At 71.7% G+C, this 19399-nt stretch carries 23 protein-coding genes; 12 read left to right on the top strand and 11 right to left on the bottom strand.

Annotated features, from left to right (window positions below; all coding sequences use genetic code 11):
* Positions 1-47 precede the first annotated feature (47 nt).
* The 4 genes from AB0D18_RS18345 to AB0D18_RS18330 all read right to left on the bottom strand — a co-directional run bounded on the left by AB0D18_RS18345 (position 48) and on the right by AB0D18_RS18330 (position 4661).
* Positions 48-1454 (bottom strand): GAF domain-containing protein, encoded by a 1407-nt coding sequence (locus tag AB0D18_RS18345; protein ID WP_362419012.1) that lies wholly within the window; start codon positions 1452-1454, stop codon positions 48-50.
* A gap of 221 nt (positions 1455-1675) precedes the next feature.
* Positions 1676-1924: a hypothetical protein gene (locus tag AB0D18_RS18340; protein ID WP_362419009.1), complete on the bottom strand. Its 249-nt coding sequence runs from the start codon at positions 1922-1924 to the stop codon at positions 1676-1678.
* A 215-nt stretch (positions 1925-2139) separates the two neighbouring features.
* Positions 2140-3153 (bottom strand): acetamidase/formamidase family protein, encoded by a 1014-nt coding sequence (locus tag AB0D18_RS18335; RefSeq protein ID WP_362419006.1) that lies wholly within the window; start codon positions 3151-3153, stop codon positions 2140-2142.
* Positions 3150-4661, bottom strand: coding sequence for an APC family permease (locus AB0D18_RS18330; protein ID WP_362419003.1), 1512 nt, complete (start codon positions 4659-4661; stop codon positions 3150-3152). Before AB0D18_RS18330 ends, AB0D18_RS18335 begins: the two co-directional genes overlap by 4 nt.
* Before the next feature lie 223 nt (positions 4662-4884).
* Between AB0D18_RS18330 and AB0D18_RS18325 the strand changes: the two genes are divergently transcribed.
* From AB0D18_RS18325 to AB0D18_RS18310, 4 genes are all read left to right on the top strand, one after another.
* A complete protein-coding gene (locus AB0D18_RS18325; RefSeq protein ID WP_362419000.1) occupies positions 4885-5373 on the top strand; it encodes a hypothetical protein in 489 nt (162 codons plus the stop codon).
* 232 nt (positions 5374-5605) lie between these two features.
* A complete protein-coding gene (locus tag AB0D18_RS18320; RefSeq protein ID WP_362418997.1) occupies positions 5606-6700 on the top strand; it encodes an acyl-CoA desaturase in 1095 nt (364 codons plus the stop codon).
* An 82-nt stretch (positions 6701-6782) separates the two neighbouring features.
* Complete coding sequence (locus AB0D18_RS18315; protein ID WP_362418994.1) at positions 6783-6965, top strand: hypothetical protein; 183 nt, start codon at positions 6783-6785, stop codon at positions 6963-6965.
* 46 nt (positions 6966-7011) lie between these two features.
* Positions 7012-7554, top strand: coding sequence for an MOSC domain-containing protein (locus AB0D18_RS18310; protein WP_362418991.1), 543 nt, complete (start codon positions 7012-7014; stop codon positions 7552-7554).
* Between the two features lie 161 nt (positions 7555-7715).
* On the opposite strand, the gene AB0D18_RS18305 is transcribed toward AB0D18_RS18310, so the two are convergent.
* Positions 7716-8528, bottom strand: a complete 813-nt coding sequence (locus AB0D18_RS18305) for a hypothetical protein (protein WP_362418988.1) — start codon at positions 8526-8528, stop codon at positions 7716-7718.
* Positions 8529-8619: 91 nt separating this feature from the next.
* Positions 8620-8886: a hypothetical protein gene (locus AB0D18_RS18300; RefSeq protein WP_362419459.1), complete on the bottom strand. Its 267-nt coding sequence runs from the start codon at positions 8884-8886 to the stop codon at positions 8620-8622.
* Between the two features lie 165 nt (positions 8887-9051).
* On the opposite strand from AB0D18_RS18300, the gene AB0D18_RS18295 reads away from it, so the two are divergent.
* The gene (locus tag AB0D18_RS18295) at positions 9052-9945 is read left to right on the top strand and encodes an oxygenase MpaB family protein (RefSeq protein ID WP_362418985.1); all 894 of its coding nucleotides are present in this window, start codon (positions 9052-9054) and stop codon (positions 9943-9945) included.
* A 114-nt stretch (positions 9946-10059) separates the two neighbouring features.
* Here the strand turns inward: AB0D18_RS18295 and AB0D18_RS18290 are convergent, their stop codons facing one another.
* The gene (locus AB0D18_RS18290) at positions 10060-10659 is read right to left on the bottom strand and encodes a class I SAM-dependent methyltransferase (RefSeq protein ID WP_362418982.1); all 600 of its coding nucleotides are present in this window, start codon (positions 10657-10659) and stop codon (positions 10060-10062) included.
* Positions 10660-10873: 214 nt separating this feature from the next.
* Here AB0D18_RS18290 and AB0D18_RS18285 point away from each other — a divergent pair, with 214 nt between their 5' ends.
* The 5 genes from AB0D18_RS18285 to AB0D18_RS18265 all read left to right on the top strand — a co-directional run bounded on the left by AB0D18_RS18285 (position 10874) and on the right by AB0D18_RS18265 (position 13886).
* Positions 10874-11278, top strand: a complete 405-nt coding sequence (locus AB0D18_RS18285) for a DUF742 domain-containing protein (RefSeq protein WP_362418979.1) — start codon at positions 10874-10876, stop codon at positions 11276-11278.
* A gap of 94 nt (positions 11279-11372) precedes the next feature.
* Positions 11373-12047 carry an ATP/GTP-binding protein gene (locus tag AB0D18_RS18280; RefSeq protein WP_362418976.1) on the top strand — a complete coding sequence of 225 codons (675 nt, stop codon included), beginning with the start codon at positions 11373-11375 and terminating at the stop codon, positions 12045-12047.
* 152 nt (positions 12048-12199) lie between these two features.
* Positions 12200-12595 carry a roadblock/LC7 domain-containing protein gene (locus tag AB0D18_RS18275; protein WP_362418973.1) on the top strand — a complete coding sequence of 132 codons (396 nt, stop codon included), beginning with the start codon at positions 12200-12202 and terminating at the stop codon, positions 12593-12595.
* Positions 12596-12708: 113 nt separating this feature from the next.
* Positions 12709-13665, top strand: coding sequence for a DUF6397 family protein (locus AB0D18_RS18270; protein ID WP_362418970.1), 957 nt, complete (start codon positions 12709-12711; stop codon positions 13663-13665).
* Between the two features lie 5 nt (positions 13666-13670).
* Complete coding sequence (locus AB0D18_RS18265; RefSeq protein WP_362418967.1) at positions 13671-13886, top strand: hypothetical protein; 216 nt, start codon at positions 13671-13673, stop codon at positions 13884-13886.
* Here AB0D18_RS18265 and AB0D18_RS18260 read toward each other — a convergent pair.
* From AB0D18_RS18260 to AB0D18_RS18250, 3 genes are all read right to left on the bottom strand, one after another.
* Positions 13868-14290, bottom strand: coding sequence for a YchJ family protein (locus tag AB0D18_RS18260; protein ID WP_362418964.1), 423 nt, complete (start codon positions 14288-14290; stop codon positions 13868-13870). The genes AB0D18_RS18265 and AB0D18_RS18260 overlap by 19 nt on opposite strands.
* 111 nt (positions 14291-14401) lie before the next feature.
* On the bottom strand, positions 14402-14776 hold the full coding sequence (locus AB0D18_RS18255; RefSeq protein WP_362418961.1) for an RNA-binding S4 domain-containing protein: 375 nt from the start codon (positions 14774-14776) through the stop codon (positions 14402-14404).
* A gap of 9 nt (positions 14777-14785) precedes the next feature.
* Positions 14786-15706: an alpha/beta hydrolase gene (locus tag AB0D18_RS18250; protein WP_362418958.1), complete on the bottom strand. Its 921-nt coding sequence runs from the start codon at positions 15704-15706 to the stop codon at positions 14786-14788.
* Positions 15707-15934: 228 nt separating this feature from the next.
* Here AB0D18_RS18250 and AB0D18_RS18245 point away from each other — a divergent pair, with 228 nt between their 5' ends.
* Positions 15935-16501, top strand: a complete 567-nt coding sequence (locus tag AB0D18_RS18245; RefSeq protein WP_362418955.1) for a GNAT family N-acetyltransferase — start codon at positions 15935-15937, stop codon at positions 16499-16501.
* 162 nt (positions 16502-16663) lie between these two features.
* On the top strand, positions 16664-18208 hold the full coding sequence (locus AB0D18_RS18240) for a hypothetical protein (RefSeq protein ID WP_362418952.1): 1545 nt from the start codon (positions 16664-16666) through the stop codon (positions 18206-18208).
* Positions 18209-18340: 132 nt separating this feature from the next.
* Here AB0D18_RS18240 and AB0D18_RS18235 read toward each other — a convergent pair whose 3' ends face one another.
* Positions 18341-19078, bottom strand: coding sequence for a DUF2470 domain-containing protein (locus tag AB0D18_RS18235; protein ID WP_362418949.1), 738 nt, complete (start codon positions 19076-19078; stop codon positions 18341-18343).
* Positions 19079-19399 lie beyond the last annotated feature (321 nt).

Raw genomic sequence — 19399 nt, 5'->3', positions numbered from 1 at the left:
CTCCCTCGGGCGGTGCCGTCCGCCGTTGGACGGCACCCGGAGGGAGGCTAGAGCGGGCGACGTTGCAACGCCGTTGCAGGCGTCGGGCCGGCAGGTGCGCGTCGGGCGGGCGTCGGGCCGGCAGGTGGCCGTTCGACAGGTGGCCGTTCGGCGGGTGGCCGGTCGGTGGGTGACCTTCCGGCAGTTGGCGCCGGCGCCGCCCGCAGCTCCGCGTCGAGCGCGGCCACGCGCGCGCGCAGGGACGGCCGTTGCCCCGCAGGTGCGGCACCGGCCAGCGCCTGCCACGCCTCCAGGTCGCCCTCGCCCCACGGGCTGTACACCCAGTCCGACAGCAGCCCCGGGTCCGCGCGCGCCACCAGCGCGGCCCGCAGCTCACCCTCCAGCCGCCGCCTCACCCGTACGACGGCGGGCGCCTGCGAGGCGGGCAGCAGCGGCCCCGGGTACGCCCCCATGGCGGCGGCCACGGCACCCGAGCCCAGCCGCCTGGCCACCATCGTGAAGTCCGCGTCGACCGGGACGGTCAGCCGGTACGGGCGCGAGCACAGCAGGCCGGGCCCCAACAGGCGGCGCAGCCGCGACAGTTCCGCCCGCAGTGTCACCGGCGTGACCGACTCGTCCTCGTACAGCTCGCACAGCAGCTCGTCGCCGGAGAGGCCCTCGGGATGGCGGGCGAGCAGCACCAGGATCTCGCTGTGGCGTCTGCTGAGCCGCACTGTGGACCCGCCCGCCACCAGCAGCGCCTCGTCGCGCCCCAGGGCGTACAGCAGGGCCCTGCCGGCGTCCGGGGCCGGCGGGGGAGCGAGCAGCGCCAGATGCGATTCGGCGGCGCGGGCCACTGCCTGCACGAAGGCCAGACTGTGCGGATGGGCGAGGCTGTCGCCCCCGGTAATGTCCACCGCGCCCAGGAGCCGTCCCGTGTGCGGATCGTGCAGGGGAGCCGCCGCGCACGTCCACGGGTGCACGGGCCGCAGGAAGTGTTCAGCGGCGAATACCTGGACCGGCCGGTCCAGCGCGAGCGCCGTGCCCGGCGCGTTCGTCCCCACCGACGCCTCGGCCCAGCGGGCGCCGGGCACGAAGTTCATCCGCCCGGCACGCTCCCGGGAACGGGCATGCCCCTCCACCCAGAGCATCCTCCCGTGCGCGTCGCACACCGCCAGCAGGTGCTTCCCGTCGTGCGCGTACGCCCCCATCAGTTCGCGGACGAGGGGCATCGCGCGGGCCAGCGGATGGCCCTCCCGGTACGTCGCGAGCTCGTCCTCCCCGAGCTCCACGCGCGCCCGGCCTTCGGGACTCACCCGGGCCTGCGCGGAACGCCGCCAGGATTCGGCCACCACGGAGCGCACCGGCCGCTCTATCCGGCCCGCCGACGCGAACGTGTCGTACGCCCTGCGCAGCACGCCGAGCCGGGCGCCGGGATCGGCACCGGGCTCCAGAGCCACCCACGCGTCGGTCAACTCGGCCTCCCCGGCGAAGACTTCGGACGGCAGCGGGCCCGGCGGGCCGCGAGCCCCATCGTCGTACCGTCGGGGGAGGGCGACAAGCGGTGCGGCAGCCGACCCGGGCGACGGGAATCGGCCTGCGGCCGTCGGTCGCCGCTCGTTCCCGGACTGCGGACTGCCGACTGCCGACTGCCGACTGCCGATCCGTACGGCCGGCAGCCGCCCCGTACCGCCGACTACTGCTCCGACTGCGCGGCGATGATCAGCTCCTTCATCAGCTCACGGCTCAGCTCCGGATCGTCCTCGAAGGGCAGCCAGTCGTGCCCGCACCGGCACCGCATCCGCACCGGGTCGCCCCACCGGCCCCCGGCGGAGAACCCGGTGACCGCCGCACATCCCGGGCAGGCCATCGGGCCTTCCCCCGCGACCACGATCGGTGCCAGCATTTCGATCGACCAGGGGTCCAGCAGCTCGAACTCGTCCACGTCGGCGCGCCTACCGGGCCGTCTCGACGTCCGCGCGGGCCGCGTTCGGGGCGGCCCCGGCTTCGCGCAGGCGCTGCGGGGCGTGCTGCGGCGCAGCCGGGCTCTTCTCGGTGTCCATGCAGCGGATAGTGGCACGGGAGCGGAGGGCACTGCCACCGGCACTCTGCCCGCCCGGCCTGTTCAGCGGGTCCCGGGCCCCGCCGCGGGACAGGCCCTCAGCCCCGTACCGTACGCGCCACCTCACGCAGGTGCCGGTGCAGCCCGCGGTGCGGATCGCCTGGCGGCAGCCACTCCTTGCGGATCTTCGCCACGCAGGTGTAGTTCGTGTCGCAGACGTTGGCGAGCGGCGCCTCCCCGGCCTGGCTGACCAGCTGGTACGCATCCAGCTCCGACAGGCCGTAGTCCCGCGCCAGCCACTGCACCAGATCCAGCTGCGAGATCCGGAACGCATCCTCAAGAGGGCGCGCCGACCCCGTCGAGAGGATGTGGGTGTCGGACTCGAGCCGGGGCCACGGCGTGGCCACTGCCTTCAGCAGCTCGACCACCACCACGGTGTTCATGGCGCACTCCACGGCGACCCCGCACGTCTCGCCCTCACCCTGACGGGCATGTCCGTCGCCCAGGCTGAGCAGCGCGCCCTCCACGTTGACGCCCAGGTAGCAGGTGACACCGGTACGCATCTCGGGAGTGTCCATGTTCCCGCCGTGTGCGTCGGGCACCAGCGCGGAGCGCACCTCCAGGTTCGCCGGCGCCACCCCGACCGTGCCGTGCATCGGGTCCATGGGCAGCTCGATCTCGATGTCGCTGTCCCGGGCGCGGAAGAGGCAGGTACGCCGTTCCCGGTCCAGTTCCCACATCCACACCACCTCGGGCAGCGGCGGCTGCAGAGTGGCCGTCGCGTGCGTCGACGTCAGTGCGCCGAACAGGGGCACCGTCGTCGACGCCGCCCAGTCGCGCGCGGGCTCGATCGACACGAAGTGCACCGCCACCGTGTCGCCGGGCTCGGCGCCCTCCAAGTAGAAGGGCCCGGTCTGCGGATTCAGGAAGGGGAACTCGCACACCTGCGACACGAGGTCCTTCTCTGACCGTACCCGGCCCGCGAAGCAGTCCTCCGTGTACAGGTCGAGCACCGTGCCCGGCGCGATCCGTGCCACGGGTGCGGCTCCGCCGAAGGTCCAGGCGAACTCGCCCTCTTGAGGTCGTACGGTCACCACGCGGGGATCGGTCATCGGTGTGCGGCTCCACTCTGGGGACTGTGGGGACTCTTGGGCTGATTCGGATCGAGGTCTTCGGCCAGCTCGTCGAGGTGCACCCGCCCGGTCTCCGCGACCCGCTCCGGGTGCCGGCGCAGCAGGACGCCCAGGACGACGACCCCGATGAGCATCCACACGGCGACGACCGGGCCGGCGTACGACACGGGTGCCTTCAGCTGCGACACGAAGTCGAAGGCCGGGATCCCGGCGGCCGTCAGCAGCGCGGGCACGAACGTCACGATCCCCAGTACGGGGAAGAGCAGGTGCAGCACCGGGTGGAACAGGTCCCGGCGCCGCCGCAGGAAGTAGCCGATGCACGACAGGTTGACGACGATGTACACCCCGATGACGACGGTGACGATGATCGTGGCCAGCAGGACGAACGCCGTCAACGGGTCGTACGCGAAGCCCAGTCCGAGTATCGCGGCCACCGCGACGGCGAACTGCACGGCGATCCCGGTGACGGGGGAGCGGTGGCGGGGGTGCAGCCGCGCGAAGGATCTCGGGAAGACCCCGATGCGGCCGAAGGCGAAGGCGGTCCGCGTCGAGACGTTCGCGCAGGCGTTGGCGTTGGCGACAGTCGAGTTGACCACCGCGAGGAACAGGAGCAGCCAGAACAGCCCGAACGACGCCCGCGCCACCCCCTCCCAGGACGCGGCACCCGCGGCACCGAACCCGGCGAATTTGTCGGGCCCCAGATAGACGGCCATCGCATACGTGGTCAAGACGTACACCAGGCCGATGGACAGGGCCGCCCCGAGCACCGCGCGCCGCATGGTACGGCGCGGGTCCTTCGCCTCCTCCGCCAGCGGAGCGGCGGCCTCGAACCCGGCGAACGCGAGCACCGTGTAGACCGACCCGGCGAAGATGCCGCTGACTCCCTCGAACCCGGCCGCGGTGTGCGAAGTGCCGAACACCGAGAGGGTGTTGGCGTCGCCCGCCTGCGAGATGAGCAGCACCGCGAACACCACGAACACCAGCACCTCAAAGATGCCGAGGACCGTCCCGAAGCGCGCCGATGCCCGTACCCCGAAGAATCCGGCCAGCGCGATGACCACCGCTCCTGCCAGGGACCAGGGCCACCACAGGTCCGCGGGGTAGGACGCCCACTCCTGGTGCAGTGTGCCCGCCGTGGTGAAGCCCAGCTGGAGCAGCAGCAGCGCCGGTACGAGCGATTCGACGAAGGCGTACCCCCAGCCCACCAGGAAGCCCACCGTCGGATGCAGCCCCTGCGCCGAGTACGTCGCCACGGAACCGGCGGCCGGCATCCGCCGTGCCAGCTCCGCCACGCACGACGCGGTGAACAGACAGGCCACCAGCGCCACCAGCACCGACAGCGGCAGACTGCCGCCCGCGAAGGCGGCACCGGCCGGGATGGAAGCGGCGATCGCCGCCGCCGGAGCCATGGCCGTCACGCTCTGGAAGAGGACGTCACGCAGCCCTACGGCATTGCGGCGCAGTCCCGTTGGCGATTCCCCCGACATCCTGTGCTCCCCTGTCCGCCGACCGGATTGCCCTGTTCGCTGAACGGTTGCGCGGTGCGCGCGGCTCACCGTACGGCGTGGGGCGCCTGCGGAGGAAGGGGTACGCGGGAGAAGGCGCGGGGGAGGAGGTGGGGGAATCGGAATGTTGCGGTCCGTCGAACGGAGAGCACCAACTTGCCTACAGGGCTCGCGAGATGGCCCCGTACGGTCGACTCTGGACGGTATGGCCACGCCGCCCGTACCACCGCACCAGCCGCCGGGAACGCCGCCCGGAGGAGGCTTCGGGCCGCCACCAAGTCCGCCGTACGGCCCGCCCGGTGAGCCGCCCGGCGGCCACGGCCCGCCGACCTCGGGCGGAGGACCCGGCTGGCCACCGGAGGACCAGGGTCCCGGCGGACCGCCCCAGGGTCCCGGCGGACGCCGGCCCCTGGTGATCCTGCTCGCCGTCGTCGTGGCCGTGGCCGCCGTCGTGGCGATCGTCCTCGTCGTGACCGGCGGCGACAAGTCCGGACCGCCGGAGGCACCCGCCACCAGCACCACCAAGCCGGGCCCCTCGTTCAAGCTGCCGAGTGATTTCCCCACCAGCATTCCGACGGAACTGCCGTCCGGCTTCCCGACGCTCCCGTCGGACTTCCCGACGGAGCTGCCGTCCGACTTCCCCACGGAACTGCCCAGCGACTTCCGCTCGGAACTGGAGTCCTTCCTGCCCTGACGACAGTCACCGACGGCACCTCCCCTGATGACAGTCACCGACGGCACCTCTTGAGGCGGCCCGCGCCAGGGCGCTCACCGTGACGGTGCACCCAGCGACACCCGCACAAGGGGGCAGGCCCCCGCATACTCCGGGTGGTGCCGCCATGGCCGGGGCCGGTTTTGATCCGTAGATTCTCAAAGAGTCGGGCGCTGCAGCTGCCAAATGCGCCTCCAGAGACCGGAGTCCCCCTATGCCCCAGGCCATCGTCGCCGCGACGGAGCACTCCTCCGGTGCGGCCCCAGGCAGCGACTTCGCGCCACTCCTGCGCGCGGTCCGGGGGCAGGGTCTGCTGGAGCGCCGCCACGGCTGGTACGCGGCGCGGATCGCGGTGAACCTGGCCGGCCTGGCCGCGGTGATCACGGGCGTCGTCCTCCTCGGCCACACCTGGTGGGTACTGCTCCTCACGGCCCCGTTCTCCCTCGTGTGGACACGCACCGCCTACCTGAGCCACGACGCCGGCCACGCCCAGATATCGAGCAGCCGCCGCGCCGGCCGGTGGCTCTCCCTCACCCATGCCAACCTGCTCCTCGGCATGAGCCAGGCCTGGTGGAACGAGAAGCACAACCGCCACCACGCCAACCCCAACCACGTCGACAAGGACCCGGACGTAGGTGTCGGAGCGCTGGTCTGGACCCAGAAGCAGGCCGCGGGCCGCGAGGGCTTCGCCCGCTGGCTCGCCCGCCACCAGGCCCGGCTGTTCTTCCCCATGCTGCTGCTCGAAGGCTTCGCCCTGAAGGTGTACGGATTCCAGGACCTGCGCCGCCAGGACGTGCGCGAGCGCAAGGTCGAGGCAGCCCTCCTCGTCGCCCATCTCGGGCTCTACGCAGCGCTGTTGCTGACCACCATGTCCCCGCTCACCGCGCTCGTCTTCGCGCTCCTGCACCACGCCTTCTTCGGCCTCCAGCTGGGCATGGCCTTCGCGCCCAACCACAAGGGCATGGAGATGCCCGACCCCGACGGCGAACGCTGGGGCCACCTGCGCCGCCAGGTCGTCACCTCGCGCAACGTGCGCGGCGGCCCGCTCACCGACTGGTTCCTCGGCGGGCTCAACTACCAGATCGAGCACCACCTGTTCCCGAACATGCCGCGCCCGCACCTGCGGCTCGCCCAGCCCCTGGTACGTGCCCACTGCCACGAGGCGGGCCTTCCGTACGCGGAGACCGGACTGATCGATTCCTACCGGCAGGCGCTGACCCACATGCACGAGGTCGGCGAACCCCTGCGGGACAAGTCCCCGGACACCGGTCCCCGCACGGAGAGCGCCGTCGCCGGTTCGAACGCCTGAACCTGCGCAGGGTGGAACCGTCGCGGCCCGGCGTACGTTGTGAGAAGCAGGAGCGGCAGCAGCCGCGGAGGAGGCGTCGAAGATGTCGAAGAGTGCCAAGGTCGCTACCGGCGGTGTCGTCGTGGGTATCGCCCTCATATGGTTCATCGGGTTCTGGCCGGCCCTGCTGGTCATGGTGGGTGTTCCCGTCGCCGCCTATCTGATGCTGGACAAGACCCAGCGCCGCAGGCTGCAGCGGATCACCCGCAAGGAGCTCGGCCGCTGACCCCGCCGGGGAGGTACGGGGAAGACGTGAGAAGGGGAGCTCCACCATGGGCGCAGCGGTCGAGGCGGTCAGCAGTAACGGCACCTACTCGTTCAGCAAGCCGAACCGCGACAGCATCACGCTGCTGGCCGGACTCGGGGTCGAGGGCGACATCCACGCGGGAGTGACGGTCAAGCACCGCTCCCGGGTGGCCCAGGACCCCACCCTGCCCAACCTGCGCCAGGTCCACCTCATCCACCGGGAGCTCTTCGACGAGCTGCACGAGGAAGGCTTCGAGGTCGGGCCGGGCGCGCTCGGGGAGAACGTCACCACCAGCGGTATCGACCTGCTCGCCCTGCCCGTCGGTACCTTGCTGCACCTCGGTGACGAGGCGGTGGTGGAGGTCACCGGGCTGCGCAACCCGTGCCTCCAGATCGACCACTTCCAGGACGGACTGCTCAAGCGCGTCGTCGGCCGTGACACCGACGGAACCCTCGTCCGCAAGGCCGGAATCATGAGTATCGTCCGCACCGGCGGGACGATCCGGCCCGGCGACGCCCTCGACATCGTGCTCCCCGCCGAACCGCACCGCCCGCTCGAACGCGTCTGACCGCCACCACCGCACAGCCACAGCCGCAGCCCTCGGCACAGCCACAGCCACAGCCTTCGGCACAGCACAGCACAGCACAGCCGCAGCCCTCGGCACGGGCGCCGCAACAGGCGTCCGTGCCCCGGCCGGCCCCTCTGGCCCGGTGCGTGGGGTCCGGTGCGTCAGGACGGTCGTACGGCCAGCTTGTCCAACGACTCCAGCAGCCCGGGCAGTTCGACGCCCCGGCCCACCGGCAGGACCTCCCCGGGCTCCTCGTCCAGCAGCAGGAACGCGATGTCGTCCGTCCTGGCCACGAACGACCAGCCGGGGCCGTCGGCCCGCAGCGTCCGCGCCTCGCTCGTGGCGAACGCCGACCGCACCCTGCCGAGTGGCGGCGGCTCGGCCACGTACCCGTGCAGTGCGTCGATCACCTTCCGTACGCCCGGGTGCAGCTCGCCCTGCGTACCCTCGAACGACTCGGCGCCGCTCTGCTCGTCGAGCTGCCCGCGCCATGTCGCCCACTGGCGGCCGATCTCGTCGGCCCCGAGCCGGCGCTGCGCGGGCCCCCACTCCTCGGCGTCGGGCGGCGAGAGCACCGGCCCCAGGCTGTCCGACCCGTCGTCATCCGGCCCGTCGTCCTCCGGGTCGTGCGGCGCGGGCACCCCGGGTGCGGAGACGGCGAGGGCGAGCGGCCAGCCCGGCAGCGCGGCAACCACCGAGCGCTCCGGCGGCGACAGGTCGTACTCCATGCCGCAGTCCCAGGACGCGATGGCCACCGCCACCAGCGATACGTCGTCGACGGCCACGGTCCAGCGGGCGCCACCGCCGTCCTGGCCGAAGACCAGCCCGTACCCCGAGCCGAGCGGCTCCAGGCCGAGCGCCGCACACGCCGCGGGGAAGTCGTCACCGAGCACACTCGGGAACTGCGCAGGCGTCAGCAGGGCCGCGGTGAGCACGAACAGTTCGTCGTCCCCGGCGGCTTCCGTCCCGGTCACGGCACCCTCCCCAGATGATCGGTCGTCGGCGCACCTTAACCAGCCGGTAACCGGATCGTCGAGCCCCTGGCCGGGCGCGGATCTCCCCCGGTCAGGCGGCGGGCAGTCCGAGCAGGCTGCGGGCCACGGTGTGGGGCGGCTCGTCGCGCTCGCGCGCGAGCGCGATCACCGCCCGGCACGCCAGCTCCGTCACCCCGAACGACAGGGCCTCGGGGGAGACCCACCCGGCCGCTTCGTCACTGCGCGGCTCGTCGTCCTCGGCGCAGGCGGCCACGTAGACGGCCGCCGCCTCAAAGAGGTTGTGCTGCCGCCGGGGTTCCGGCGCGGCCCGAACCTCCTCCCGGCGCGGCGCCTGCAACGACCGGACGAACAGTCTGATTCTGGTGAGCACCCGGACCACATCCCTGTGAGCAGTAGATCGGCCGACTCTTCAAGTGTGCCCGACCACCGTAGAGTTGAGCCTGGCGACAACGCGGCCGCCGTGACGGCGAGGCGGCCGCCCGACACGGCAGAAGGGCGACGCGTGGTGAAGCGCTACGAGCGACTCCGGCAGGTACAGCAGCTCGACCCCGAGCGGGACTTCCTGCAGATCTATCGGATCACCTCCACCTACGAGTTCCCGTGGGACTTCACCAGAGCCCTGGAACTGGCCCTCTACCGCACCTATGCGGTGCCCGGTATCGGGCGCCTCCTCGCCGAGACCGCAGAGCTGACCGACCGCTCGCAGAAGCGTTACGACGACACCGCCCTCCTCCTGGACACCGTCGTCGAGCACGGCTTCGGCAGCGAGGAGGGCCGCACCGCCATTCGCCGCATCAACCGGATGCACCGCAGCTACGACATCAGCAATGACGACATGCGCTACGTCCTGTGCACCTTCGTCGTCACCCCGAAGCGGTGGATCGACGCCTACGGCTGGCGCAGGCTCTCGGACCACGAAATGCGCGCCATGGCGGCGTACTACCGCACCCTCGGCACCCATCTGGGCATCCAGGAACTCCCGCAGACGTACGAGGAGTTCGAGCGCTGCCTCGACCTCTATGAGGCGCACCACTTCGGCTGGGACGAAGGCGCCCGCAAGGTGTCCGACGCGACCCTCGACCTCATGGCCTCCTGGTACCCGACTCCGCTGGCGCCCCTCGTCAGAGGCGCGGCCCGTGCCCTTCTCAACGACTCGCTGCTGTGTGCCTTCCGGTACGAGCGCCCGCACCCGCTGGTCCGGTCGGCGGTCCGGGGCGCCCTGCGGCTCCGCGCCCGCACGGTGCGTCTGCTGCCGCCGCGCAGGACGCCGCACTACGCCCGCCAGAACCCCGAGATCAAGGGGTACCCGAACGGCTACGAGGTCGCCGCCCTGGGCACCTTCCCGGTCCCCGGCGTGCGCGCCTGCCCGGTGCCCCACCAGCAACGCACCTCCTAGCGGGCGGGCGGGCCCGCCGGGATCGGCCCGCCCGGACTGGCTCGCCGGGACCGGCCCGCCCGGACCGAGTCGGCCCGGATGGGACCCGCCCGGAACCGGACCCGCCCGGACCCGTCATTCCGTGCGGGCCGCCAGCGCCAGATACCTGCTGTCCTCGTCGACGTACGACAGCAGACGCCACCCCGAGCCGTCCAGCAGCGGGCGCAGACGGGGCTCGGCACGCAGGTCGTCCTCGGTGATCTGCCGCCCCTGCCGCGCCGCGAGGGCGGCCCGGCCCACCGGGTGGAACAAGGCGAGCAGGCCGCCGGGGCGTACGGTGCGGGCCAGTTCGCGCAGATTCTCGCCGGGGTGGGGGAGATGCGAGATCAGCCCCGCGGCGAACACCGCGTCCAAGGCGCCCGCCGCGACCGGCAGTCGTGCGACGTCGGCCTGCAGCAGCCGTGCAGCCGCCCCGCGTCCCGCGTGGGCCGCCTCGTCCAGCATCTCCCGTGTCAGGTCGGCGCCCAGCACCGTTCCGGCCGGCCCGACTGCCTTCCTCAGGTACGGCAGGGCCCGCCCCGTACCGCAGCCCGCATCCAGCACGGCGTCGCCGGGCCGCAGCCTCAAAGAGGTGACGGCAGCCTCGTACGCGGGACCGTCGTCGGGGAAGCGCGCGTCCCAACGGGAGGCGCGGGCGCCGAAGAACTCCTGAACCTGCATGTGGTCATCGGTCATGACCACATGATCTCCCCCAACCCGCCCGCCCCGGGCTCGCGCGGACGGCCGCAGTGCGCACCTTCGGGCCCACTCCGATCGCCCGTAGCAACCTTCCCGCCATATTCCGCCTCCTTTCGAAACCGGCTGCGGGACCGCACCCCGGCGGCGCTACCGTCCGGAATCCACGGGGCACACCGCACCGCACCATCGCCGGAGCCGGAGAAAGCCACGGATGATCGAGCATCAGAGGGCCGCCGAAGGCAGCACCCAGTGGTACGACGCCGACGCAGGGCCACTCGTACGGCCCTACGCGCAGTCCGGCGTACCCGCCGCCACGGGCGGAGCGGGCGCGCACCTCGACCTCGTCGCCCAGCTCACCGCAGTGACCGGCACGGGCGAACCGGACCCCGCCATGCTCGGCCGGGCCCACCACACCCTGCTCATGCTCTGCCGCACCGGGCCCCGGACCGTCGCAGAACTCGCCGTGGCGGCGGACCTGCCCACCGGTGTCGTACGTACCCTCCTGAACGACCTCCTCGCAGCAGGCCAGTTGGCACTGAACGGCCCCGCGCGTCCCGTCGGCCCGCTCGCGGAACTGCCCGTGCAGGAAGTGATCGAAGGCCTGCGCGCCCTGTGACTGTGCACCACCGGACGGACGAGGCCCGCGGCATCCGCCCGGGTCCGGACGGTGCGTATCCCCGACCCAGCCCGACAGCCGAAAGAAGTCCCCTATGGATCCCGTGGTTCCCGAGGGCCCCCAGCGCAACGACAGCCCCGCCGCTCCCGACCACACCCCCGCCGCCGGAGCTGCCGACGCCGAAGCGGCCGAAGCGGACAGTGCGCCCCTGGCGCTGAAAATACTGGTCGCGGGCGGCTTCGGAGTCGGCAAGACCACCCTGGTCGGGGCCGTCAGCGAGATCCGGCCGCTGCGCACCGAGGAACTGCTCAGCGAGGTGGGGGAGTCGGTGGACGACACCGCCGGAGTCCACCGCAAGGCCGCCACGACCGTCGCGATGGACTTCGGCCGCATCACCATCCGGTCCGGGCTGTCGCTCTACCTGTTCGGCACCCCGGGCCAGGACCGCTTCTGGTTCCTGTGGGACGACCTCTCCCAGGGCGCGCTGGGCGCCGTCGTCGTCGCCGACACCCGAAGGCTCGCCGACAGCTTCTTCGCCGTGGACTACTTCGAGGACCGCCGCATTCCCTTCGTCGTGGCGGTCAACTGCTTCGCCGGAGCGCAGTCCTACGGGGCGCGCGAAGTCTCCCGGGCCCTCGACCTCGACCGGGGAACCCCCGTGGTGCTGTGCGACGCACGCGACCGCGACTCGGGCAAGGAGGTGCTGATCCGGCTGGTGGAGTACGCGGGACGCATGCACACCACGCGCATGCTCGACTCGATGGGCTGACCGGTACTCCTTGCCGTACCCCCGCCCGTTGCGGTACCCCGCCGGCCGTCGATTCCCGAGTGAACCGATCTGCTTGCCGCCACGCCGACAGTGGGTAAGGGTTGCGGGAGAACAGGGGACACGGGGAACGAATGAGCGGGGAGAGCCGAACCATGGCGCTGAACAAGGGACTTGACTGGCTGCTCGACGACCTGACGAACCGGATCCAGCACATCCGGCACGCACTGGTCCTTTCCAACGACGGACTGGTGACCGGGGCGAGCGCCGGGATGGAGCGGGCGGACGCGGAGCATCTCGCCGCCGTCTCCTCGGGACTGCACAGCCTGGCGAAGGGATCCGGGCGGCACTTCCGGGCGGGCAAGGTGCGTCAGACGATGGTCGAATTCGACGACGGGCTCCTCTTCGTCACCGCGGCGGGCGAAGGTAGCTGTCTGTGCGTATTGAGCGCGGCCGAGGCCGATTTCGGCCAGGTCGCGTACGAGATGACGCTGCTGGTCAACCGGGTCGGCGAACATCTCGGAGTGGCAGCACGCACCCCCGGGAACTGACTGACCTGCAGAAACGTGTTCAGCTTGAGGGTTATCCACAGGCCGAGCGCGATCCGGACCCGCTGGGCTACGGTCGTTACCGAGAGTGTTCTTAACTCACGGGGAGGACCGTCATGGCCGTACAGGAAGTCCAGGAAGTCCAGGAATCACAGCCGGTGCGGGGCGCGGGGTTGACCACCCCAGCCCCGCACGGCACCGTCACCGCAGTCCGAGCCGCACAGGAACTGGGGCTCAGGAGAAGCGAGTTCGACCTCGCCGTGCAGCTCGGCCGCATCCGTACCGTCGCGGCGGGCGCGGGCGGGCGGCGCGTCGCCCGCGAAGAGGTCGACCGGCTGCGGGAGTTGGAGGCGACCGCCACTCCGCTCAGGGAGCGGCTGCGGACGGCCGGCACCACCGAGGGTGCGGCCCTCCTGCAGATCAGCCGGACCCGGTTCACCGGCCTCGCCCGTGCCGGGTACCTCAGCCCGGCCAAGTTCTACCTCAACCGATACCGGGCGGTCGTCTGGCTCTACCTCGTCGAGGAACTGACCGACTTCAGGGCCCGCCACCCCGAGCTGCTCACCGGCAACTACCCGGCGGCCATGCGCACCCTGCTCGACACGGGGGTGGACCGGCGGGCCCGCAACTGGCGCAGTCGCCGGCTCGGTCAGCTGCTCGCGCGCACCGAGAACCCCTGGGAACAGGCGGCGATCTTCAGCTCGCTCCTGGAGCAGCACGAGCTCGACCAGGTGCTGGACGATCCGCGGGAATCCGCCCGCCTCGCCGCTCTCCGGTCCGGACTCGTCGCCGCCGAACCCCGCAGCCCCGCCGGCCGCGAAGTCGTGCACCGGCTGGTCGTGGCGGACGAGGACGACGAGATCAGGTGGATCCGGCTGAGCCTGACCCTGTCCCTGGAAGAGGCACGCACACGCCTTCCTCTGTCCGCCCCGGCCGCCACCGCGGGCCGCTCCTTCCGGGCCCGGCCTGCAGCGGCTGCCCTGCGCACCCGGTTGTGTGGCCGGCTCCGCACTCGGCTGCGCGTCTGGATGCCCGGCCCGAAGCGGCGGAGGCGGACCGATGAGGCACACTGATCCCCGTGTCGTCTCCTCGCCGTGTATGTCCCGTGTGCCGCCGCGAAATCGCTGTCGTCGCCGCTCGCTTCGCCCGCCACGACCCGGCCGGCGCGCGTGGCACGACAGAGCTGATCTCCTGCCCGGGTTCGCGCAGTACGGCGCCCCTCGGTCCTGCGTTGCAGCCGTCCCTGGACGGCTATGCGGCGCCGGAGTTCCCCGGTCAGCTGCCGCTGTTCTGACCGTCGAGGTAGGACCAGTGCCCGTCGACCCGCACGAATCTGCTCACCTCGTGCTGGCTGTCGGGTCGGCCCTCATGGACGAAATGCGCGCGGAACTCCACGGTTCCCTCCTGATGGAAGGCGGAGCCGTTCATGGTGGACAGAATGTCGAGCCCCGTCCAGTGCTGCCCGGGGTCCAGGTCCAGCGCGCCGGGCCGGGTCGTCGGATGCCAGGTCCGCAGCAGGTAGTCGGCGTCGAGCACCACGAACGCGCTGTAGCGCGAGCGCATCAGTCGCTCGGCGGTCGGTGCCGCGGCGTCCCCGCGGTGGAACCGCCCACAGCAGTCCCCGTAGGACTGCTCACGCCCGCAGGGGCAGGGGGCCGTGGCGCTGGACTTCGTACGAGAACGAGGCATCTGGGACATGCCCCCATCCTCCCCCGACGCGGCACGTGCCCCGCACACTCCCTCGCCCCCGCAGGCCGTGACTCGTCCTCCGGACCGCGGGGGAGCCTCGCACGACCGCAGGCGCGCCTCTCAGAGCCCGCCGCGCAGCTGCTCCCACTCCCGTCGGTCGCGCTTGGTCGGCCGCCCGGCGCCACGTTCCCGCACACCCGCGCCGACGGCCTCCTTCGGCGGACGCGGCGCGCTCTTGTCCACGAAACACTCGGCGGCGGGCACCGCCCCGACCCGCTTGCGTACGAGCTGGGACACGACGACGACTCGCTCCCAGCCTTCCTGCCGCACCCGCACCTCGTCACCGACGCGCACCGACTGCGCCGGTTTGGCACGTTCCCCGTTGATCCGTACGTGCCCGGCTTTGCAGGCGGCAGCAGCCACCGACCGTGTCTTCATGAGCCGCACGGACCAGATCCAGCTGTCCACCCGTACGGTTCCCGCATCCGAAGCCATACGGCCACCCTAAGGGGACAGGGCTGCGCGCAGGGCGGTCAGGGAAGGCTGGGCCGCGGTGCGGCAGGACGGCACCAGGTCCGCGAAGCCCAGGAACCCGTGCACCATGTCCGCCTGGACGTCCAGATGGGCGGGCACGCCCGCGTCGCGCAGCTGCCGGGCGTACGCGGTCCCCTCGTCCAGCAGCGGATCGTTGCCGGCCACCAGTACGTACGCGGGGGCGAGGCCCGAGAGGTCGTCGGCGAGCGCCACCGCACCGTACGGGGTCGCCTCTTCGCGGGAGATCAGCCCGAAGTGGTGCCGGTGGAAGAACTGCATGGCGTCCGTGCCGAGCATCGGCGCCTCGGCGAAACGGGTGCGCGAGGAAGTCGGGTCCAGCGTGGTCGCCGGGTACCAGAGCAGTTGGAAGACCGGCTGCGGCAGCCCCCGGTCCCGTGCCATGAGGCACACCGCCGCCGAGATCGACGCACCGGCACTGTCTCCGGCGAGGGCGATGCGCTCAGGGTCACCGCCCCACTCGTCCACGTGCTTCCGCGCCCATGCGTACGCGGCGAAGCCGTCCTCCAGGGCGGCGGGGAAGGGGTGCTCGGGAGACAGGCGGTAGTCGACCGAGATCACGAGGGAGCCGGTCTGCCTCGCCGTCGTCCGGCACAGGGCGTCGTGGCTGTCCAGGTTGCCGATCACGAAACCGCCGCCGTGGCAGAAGACGGTGACGGGCAGAGCGGGGTCGAGCGAGGGGTGATAGACGCGCACGGGAATCTCACCGGCCGGGCCCGGGATGCTCGCGTTCACGACCTTCGGGAGTTCGGTCATGACGGGCATGAGGGAGAGTTTGGCCGCCGCCTGCGCGCGGAAGCAGGCGGGATCGAGGGACCAGTCCATCGGCGGAATCTGGTCCAGGAACTGCTGGAGTGCGGGTTCGATCGGCATGGCATCGCTCCCTGACGGTCCGTCACTGATGGGCCGAATGTACGTGTCGCCTGCAGGGAGGGGAAGAGTCGCACTACAGTCAACACCCTCTGCGACAGGGCCTCTTGGCGGGGTCGCTGCTGGGTCAACCGCACCGCTCGGCACCTGGCCGTCCTCGCCGTCGTCCGGTCCGGCCGACACCGGCGAAATCCGCTGGCGGTCCTGCCCCGGCGCAGCGACGATCGCCGCATGCAACTTTTCCTGGCGACCGAGCGCCTCGCCCTGCGCCCCTTCACGGAGGCCGACATGGACATCGACCACCTGCTGGCGCTGGACAACGACCCCGACGTCATGCGTTACATCAACGGTGGCCGGCCGACGACCCGCGAAACGATCCGGTCCCAGACGCTGCCCCGACTCCTGCACGACCACCCCTGCTTCGGCACCCGCGGCTACTGGGCCGCCGAGGACAGGAACACCGGGGCCTTCCTGGGCTGGTTCGAGTTCCGCCCGCTGGACGACCGCAGCGCCGCCGTGGTCGAACTCGGCTACCGGCTGGGCAAGGAGGCCTGGGGCCACGGTTATGCGACGGAGGGCTCACGTGCCCTGATCGACAAGGGGTTCACGGACCTGGGCGTGGCACGGGTGACCGCGAACACCATGGCGGTCAACAAGGGATCCCGCCGGGTGATGGAGAAGACGGGCCTGGCCTTCGTGCGCAACTACACCGACGACTGGCCCGAAGCCATCGAAGGCTCCGAACACGGCGAGGTCGAGTACGAACTCACCCGCACGGAGTGGGAGCGCCGCGGCTGACCGGGGCGCCCGCCAAGGACGCGGCCGGGAATCCGCCCGGAATGCGGGGGCGGAAGCCTGACCGGTCGAGCTGGTCGAGTACCGGCAGGTCAGGGGCGAGGCCGGTAGAGTCGTGGCCCGGTGGCCCCCAGGGGGCCGGTTGGCACACGGGGGTGGTGACACATGCCTACGCCTGAGCACATCTGGGCAGCCGCTGATCTGCCCGTACGTCGGCTCGCTGGAGTGGCTCTCAATCCGTCCTCTCCGGAGGAAGTCCTGTTGCGGCTGCTTGCCGACGGTCCGCCGGCAGTATGGATGGTGCTGTGCCGGGACCGGATCCTGCCCGACGCCGTGGTCGACGCCGTGCTCAAGCACCCTGACACCCGCACCCGCAGCTTCTTCGCCCGCAACCCCCATGTCGATCCGGCCCAACGGGCACAACTGGTGGACGATCCGCAGTGGTTCGTCCGCGCCCACCTTGCCGAGGCTCCCCGGGTTTCGGCCGGTCGCGGGCCCAGGCCGCTGCCCGACGAGACTGTCGTGCGCATGATCTGCACGTATGACGACGACCTCCTCCAGGGCACGATCTACCGGCAGTTCTCCACCGGACTGCGCCGGTGCATGCCCACTCATCCGGTCGCGAAGGTCCGCCGTTGGGGCGTCGGCATGTGGGATCTGCTGCCCGCCGACACCCGGGCCGCGCTGCTGGCAGATCCTGACGAGGACGTCCGGGAAAGTGCACGGAGGCATGTGCGAGACCGGGATCCGGCCTGGGTGGAGCGCGAACTGCCTGCCCGGCCGAGCCACGGACGCTGGGACATACTGATGCATCGGGCCCTCAGCCGAACCGTCGTGGACAGCGTCCTCACCGCTCCGGTCGCCGAGGGAGAGCGGGCGGCGATCGCCGGCAACCCCAGCCTGCCCGCCGACGTGGTGGTCCTCCTGGCCGGCGATCCCGACCCGGCGGTGCGCGAGAGGATCGCCCTCCGCCCCGACCTCGGACCGGCCGAGCGCCGCATGCTGGCCGTCGACCCCGACCCCGAGGTGCGGCTGGCCCTGTCTGTGCACCCCGAACTGAGCGAGGAGGAACGAGCCGAGATCGACTACCACATCCCCGTGAACGGCTGCTTCGACTCGCAGCCCGAGCCCCACGTGCCCCGGGACCCCCAAGACGTCCGCCGAGACGCGAGTTCCGGCCACCCGCTGCTGCGCCGGAGGGCGGCCACGGACCACACCCTGCCGCCCGACCTTGTAGAACGCCTGGCCGCCGACGACGATCTCGGCGTGCGTGTACTGCTGGCCCAGAACCATCCGGACGCCCCGGCGTCAGTCCTGCTGCGCAGCTTCCTCGAATACAACGGCCTCGAGCGTGCGCACCTCACCACCCGGCCGAACTTCCCCACCACCGGCCTGGCCGCCTTCGCCGACCACCAGGACCCCGAGGTCCGCGCTTCCGCAGCCCCGGCTGACGGAACTCCTCGACGACGAGGAACTGGCCCACGCGGCCGCAGCGAACCCGGCGTGGGATCCTCAGACGCTTCACCGACTGGTGAAGATGCAGGGGCAGCGGGCGTGACCGCTGTGGCCTCGTTGTCCCTGCGACCCGTTGAAGGCCACCCGGCTCGACGGAGCGGGGACCACGGGGTCGACGGAAGCTGGAACCATGGGGCCTGCACCGGCAGTTCTGGGCCGCCGCCGTTCTGTCGGCCGAGGAAGGCGCCACCATGATGCGCGTACGTACCACCCCGGCTGTCGCGGCAGTCGTCGCAGCCGGGTGCGACATCTGCGGTCTCTGACCCCCTAGTCCGCGCCCCGAGTTCCCGCGCTCCGAACCGCACCGGTCGTCGTGCAGGCCGTCGCTCAGGCCGGCAGCCGGTTGGGGTGGGACATCCGGCGGGCCGCCCGCAGCAGCCCCTGGATCTGCGGGCCCGCCTGCTCGACTCCGGTCACGGGGGTGGGGAACGGCAGCCGTACGTCGGTGTGCGTGTGCGGGTACTCCAGCCGCAGCGTGAGACCGTACCGGTCCATCGCCTGCGGCAGTGCGCGGGTCAGCTCGGCGGTCCGGGGAGCGGGCGCCAGCCGCAGCAGCAGGGGAATCAACTCCGCGTGCGAGTCCAGGAGATGGGTCAGCATCTCGGCCTCGCAGGGGACGAGCGGGTCGGGCGAGGTGCGCTCCAGCGCGTCGAGGGTGACGTACATCCGCCCGTGGGCGTCCTCGATGACCGCCTGCCCGAACTCCATGCAGGTGCTCTCGTCGGTCGCCGACGTGTCGTACGGGGCGGCGAGGAGGCCGGTGAGCGTGACGCGTGCGCGCACCCGGTCCCGTACCGGAGTGGGCGCGATGTCGGTGAACTCCAGCCGGACGGGGATGCGTTCGTGACCGGGGGAGTCGGGGTGCCCGGGGGAGGGCTGGGCGTCGGCGGTCACCGCGACCGGCTCGTGGAGGTGGATGCGGCTCATGACTCCCGCACCGTCGAGCCTCCGCACCTCCGTGTGCACGCCGTCGCTGACGACCGTCATCGAGTGGGCGGCGGCCAGTACGGAGCGCACGCGTTCGGCGCTGGTCGGCTGCGGGGCGCGGGTGCGGGGCAGGCGCATGCTGAATCTCCATGGGGGCAGCGGCGAATCACCGGAGCAGGCAACTTAGGTAAGCCTAACCTAATCCATCCTCGAGAGGGGTGTGGGGTGGTCCGTTTCGGCCGTGGGTGCGGGTGTCGCGGGAGCGGTCGGCCGGGCTGCGGTGACACGACTGGGCCGACACCTGTGCCGGGTGGGCCTTGCCCACCCGGCGCGAGAGCGAAAGCCGTACCGGACGTGAGTGATGCGTCCAGGACGGAGCGCCGGGGGCGTGGGTCGCGGGCCGAGGGCGAGGGGCGGCAGAAATCCGCGCAGCAGGTGGCGCAGGCCGAAGGGGCGCGC

The organism is Streptomyces sp. NPDC048442, assembly GCF_040651475.1.
In the GTDB taxonomy this organism is placed as follows: domain Bacteria; phylum Actinomycetota; class Actinomycetes; order Streptomycetales; family Streptomycetaceae; genus Streptomyces.
The sequence above is the reverse complement of the archived record's forward strand: the minus strand, read 5'-3'. Positions and strand labels throughout refer to the sequence as shown.

Bases quoted from the DNA above. Each gene is read 5' to 3' on its own strand.
- AB0D18_RS18335 (WP_362419006.1), bottom strand. From the start codon at position 3,153: ATGACCGATCCCCGCGTGGTGACCGTACGACCTCAAGAGGGCGAGTTC.
- AB0D18_RS18330 (WP_362419003.1), bottom strand. From the start codon at position 4,661: ATGTCGGGGGAATCGCCAACGGGACTGCGCCGCAATGCCGTAGGGCTG.
- AB0D18_RS18325 (WP_362419000.1), top strand. From the start codon at position 4,885: ATGGCCACGCCGCCCGTACCACCGCACCAGCCGCCGGGAACGCCGCCC.
- AB0D18_RS18320 (WP_362418997.1), top strand. From the start codon at position 5,606: ATGCCCCAGGCCATCGTCGCCGCGACGGAGCACTCCTCCGGTGCGGCC.
- AB0D18_RS18315 (WP_362418994.1), top strand. From the start codon at position 6,783: ATGTCGAAGAGTGCCAAGGTCGCTACCGGCGGTGTCGTCGTGGGTATC.
- AB0D18_RS18310 (WP_362418991.1), top strand. From the start codon at position 7,012: ATGGGCGCAGCGGTCGAGGCGGTCAGCAGTAACGGCACCTACTCGTTC.
- AB0D18_RS18290 (WP_362418982.1), bottom strand. From the start codon at position 10,659: ATGACCGATGACCACATGCAGGTTCAGGAGTTCTTCGGCGCCCGCGCC.
- AB0D18_RS18285 (WP_362418979.1), top strand. From the start codon at position 10,874: ATGATCGAGCATCAGAGGGCCGCCGAAGGCAGCACCCAGTGGTACGAC.
- AB0D18_RS18280 (WP_362418976.1), top strand. From the start codon at position 11,373: ATGGATCCCGTGGTTCCCGAGGGCCCCCAGCGCAACGACAGCCCCGCC.
- AB0D18_RS18275 (WP_362418973.1), top strand. From the start codon at position 12,200: ATGGCGCTGAACAAGGGACTTGACTGGCTGCTCGACGACCTGACGAAC.
- AB0D18_RS18270 (WP_362418970.1), top strand. From the start codon at position 12,709: ATGGCCGTACAGGAAGTCCAGGAAGTCCAGGAATCACAGCCGGTGCGG.
- AB0D18_RS18260 (WP_362418964.1), bottom strand. From the start codon at position 14,290: ATGTCCCAGATGCCTCGTTCTCGTACGAAGTCCAGCGCCACGGCCCCC.
- AB0D18_RS18255 (WP_362418961.1), bottom strand. From the start codon at position 14,776: ATGGCTTCGGATGCGGGAACCGTACGGGTGGACAGCTGGATCTGGTCC.
- AB0D18_RS18250 (WP_362418958.1), bottom strand. From the start codon at position 15,706: ATGCCGATCGAACCCGCACTCCAGCAGTTCCTGGACCAGATTCCGCCG.
- AB0D18_RS18245 (WP_362418955.1), top strand. From the start codon at position 15,935: ATGCAACTTTTCCTGGCGACCGAGCGCCTCGCCCTGCGCCCCTTCACG.
- AB0D18_RS18240 (WP_362418952.1), top strand. From the start codon at position 16,664: ATGCCTACGCCTGAGCACATCTGGGCAGCCGCTGATCTGCCCGTACGT.
- AB0D18_RS18235 (WP_362418949.1), bottom strand. From the start codon at position 19,078: ATGCGCCTGCCCCGCACCCGCGCCCCGCAGCCGACCAGCGCCGAACGC.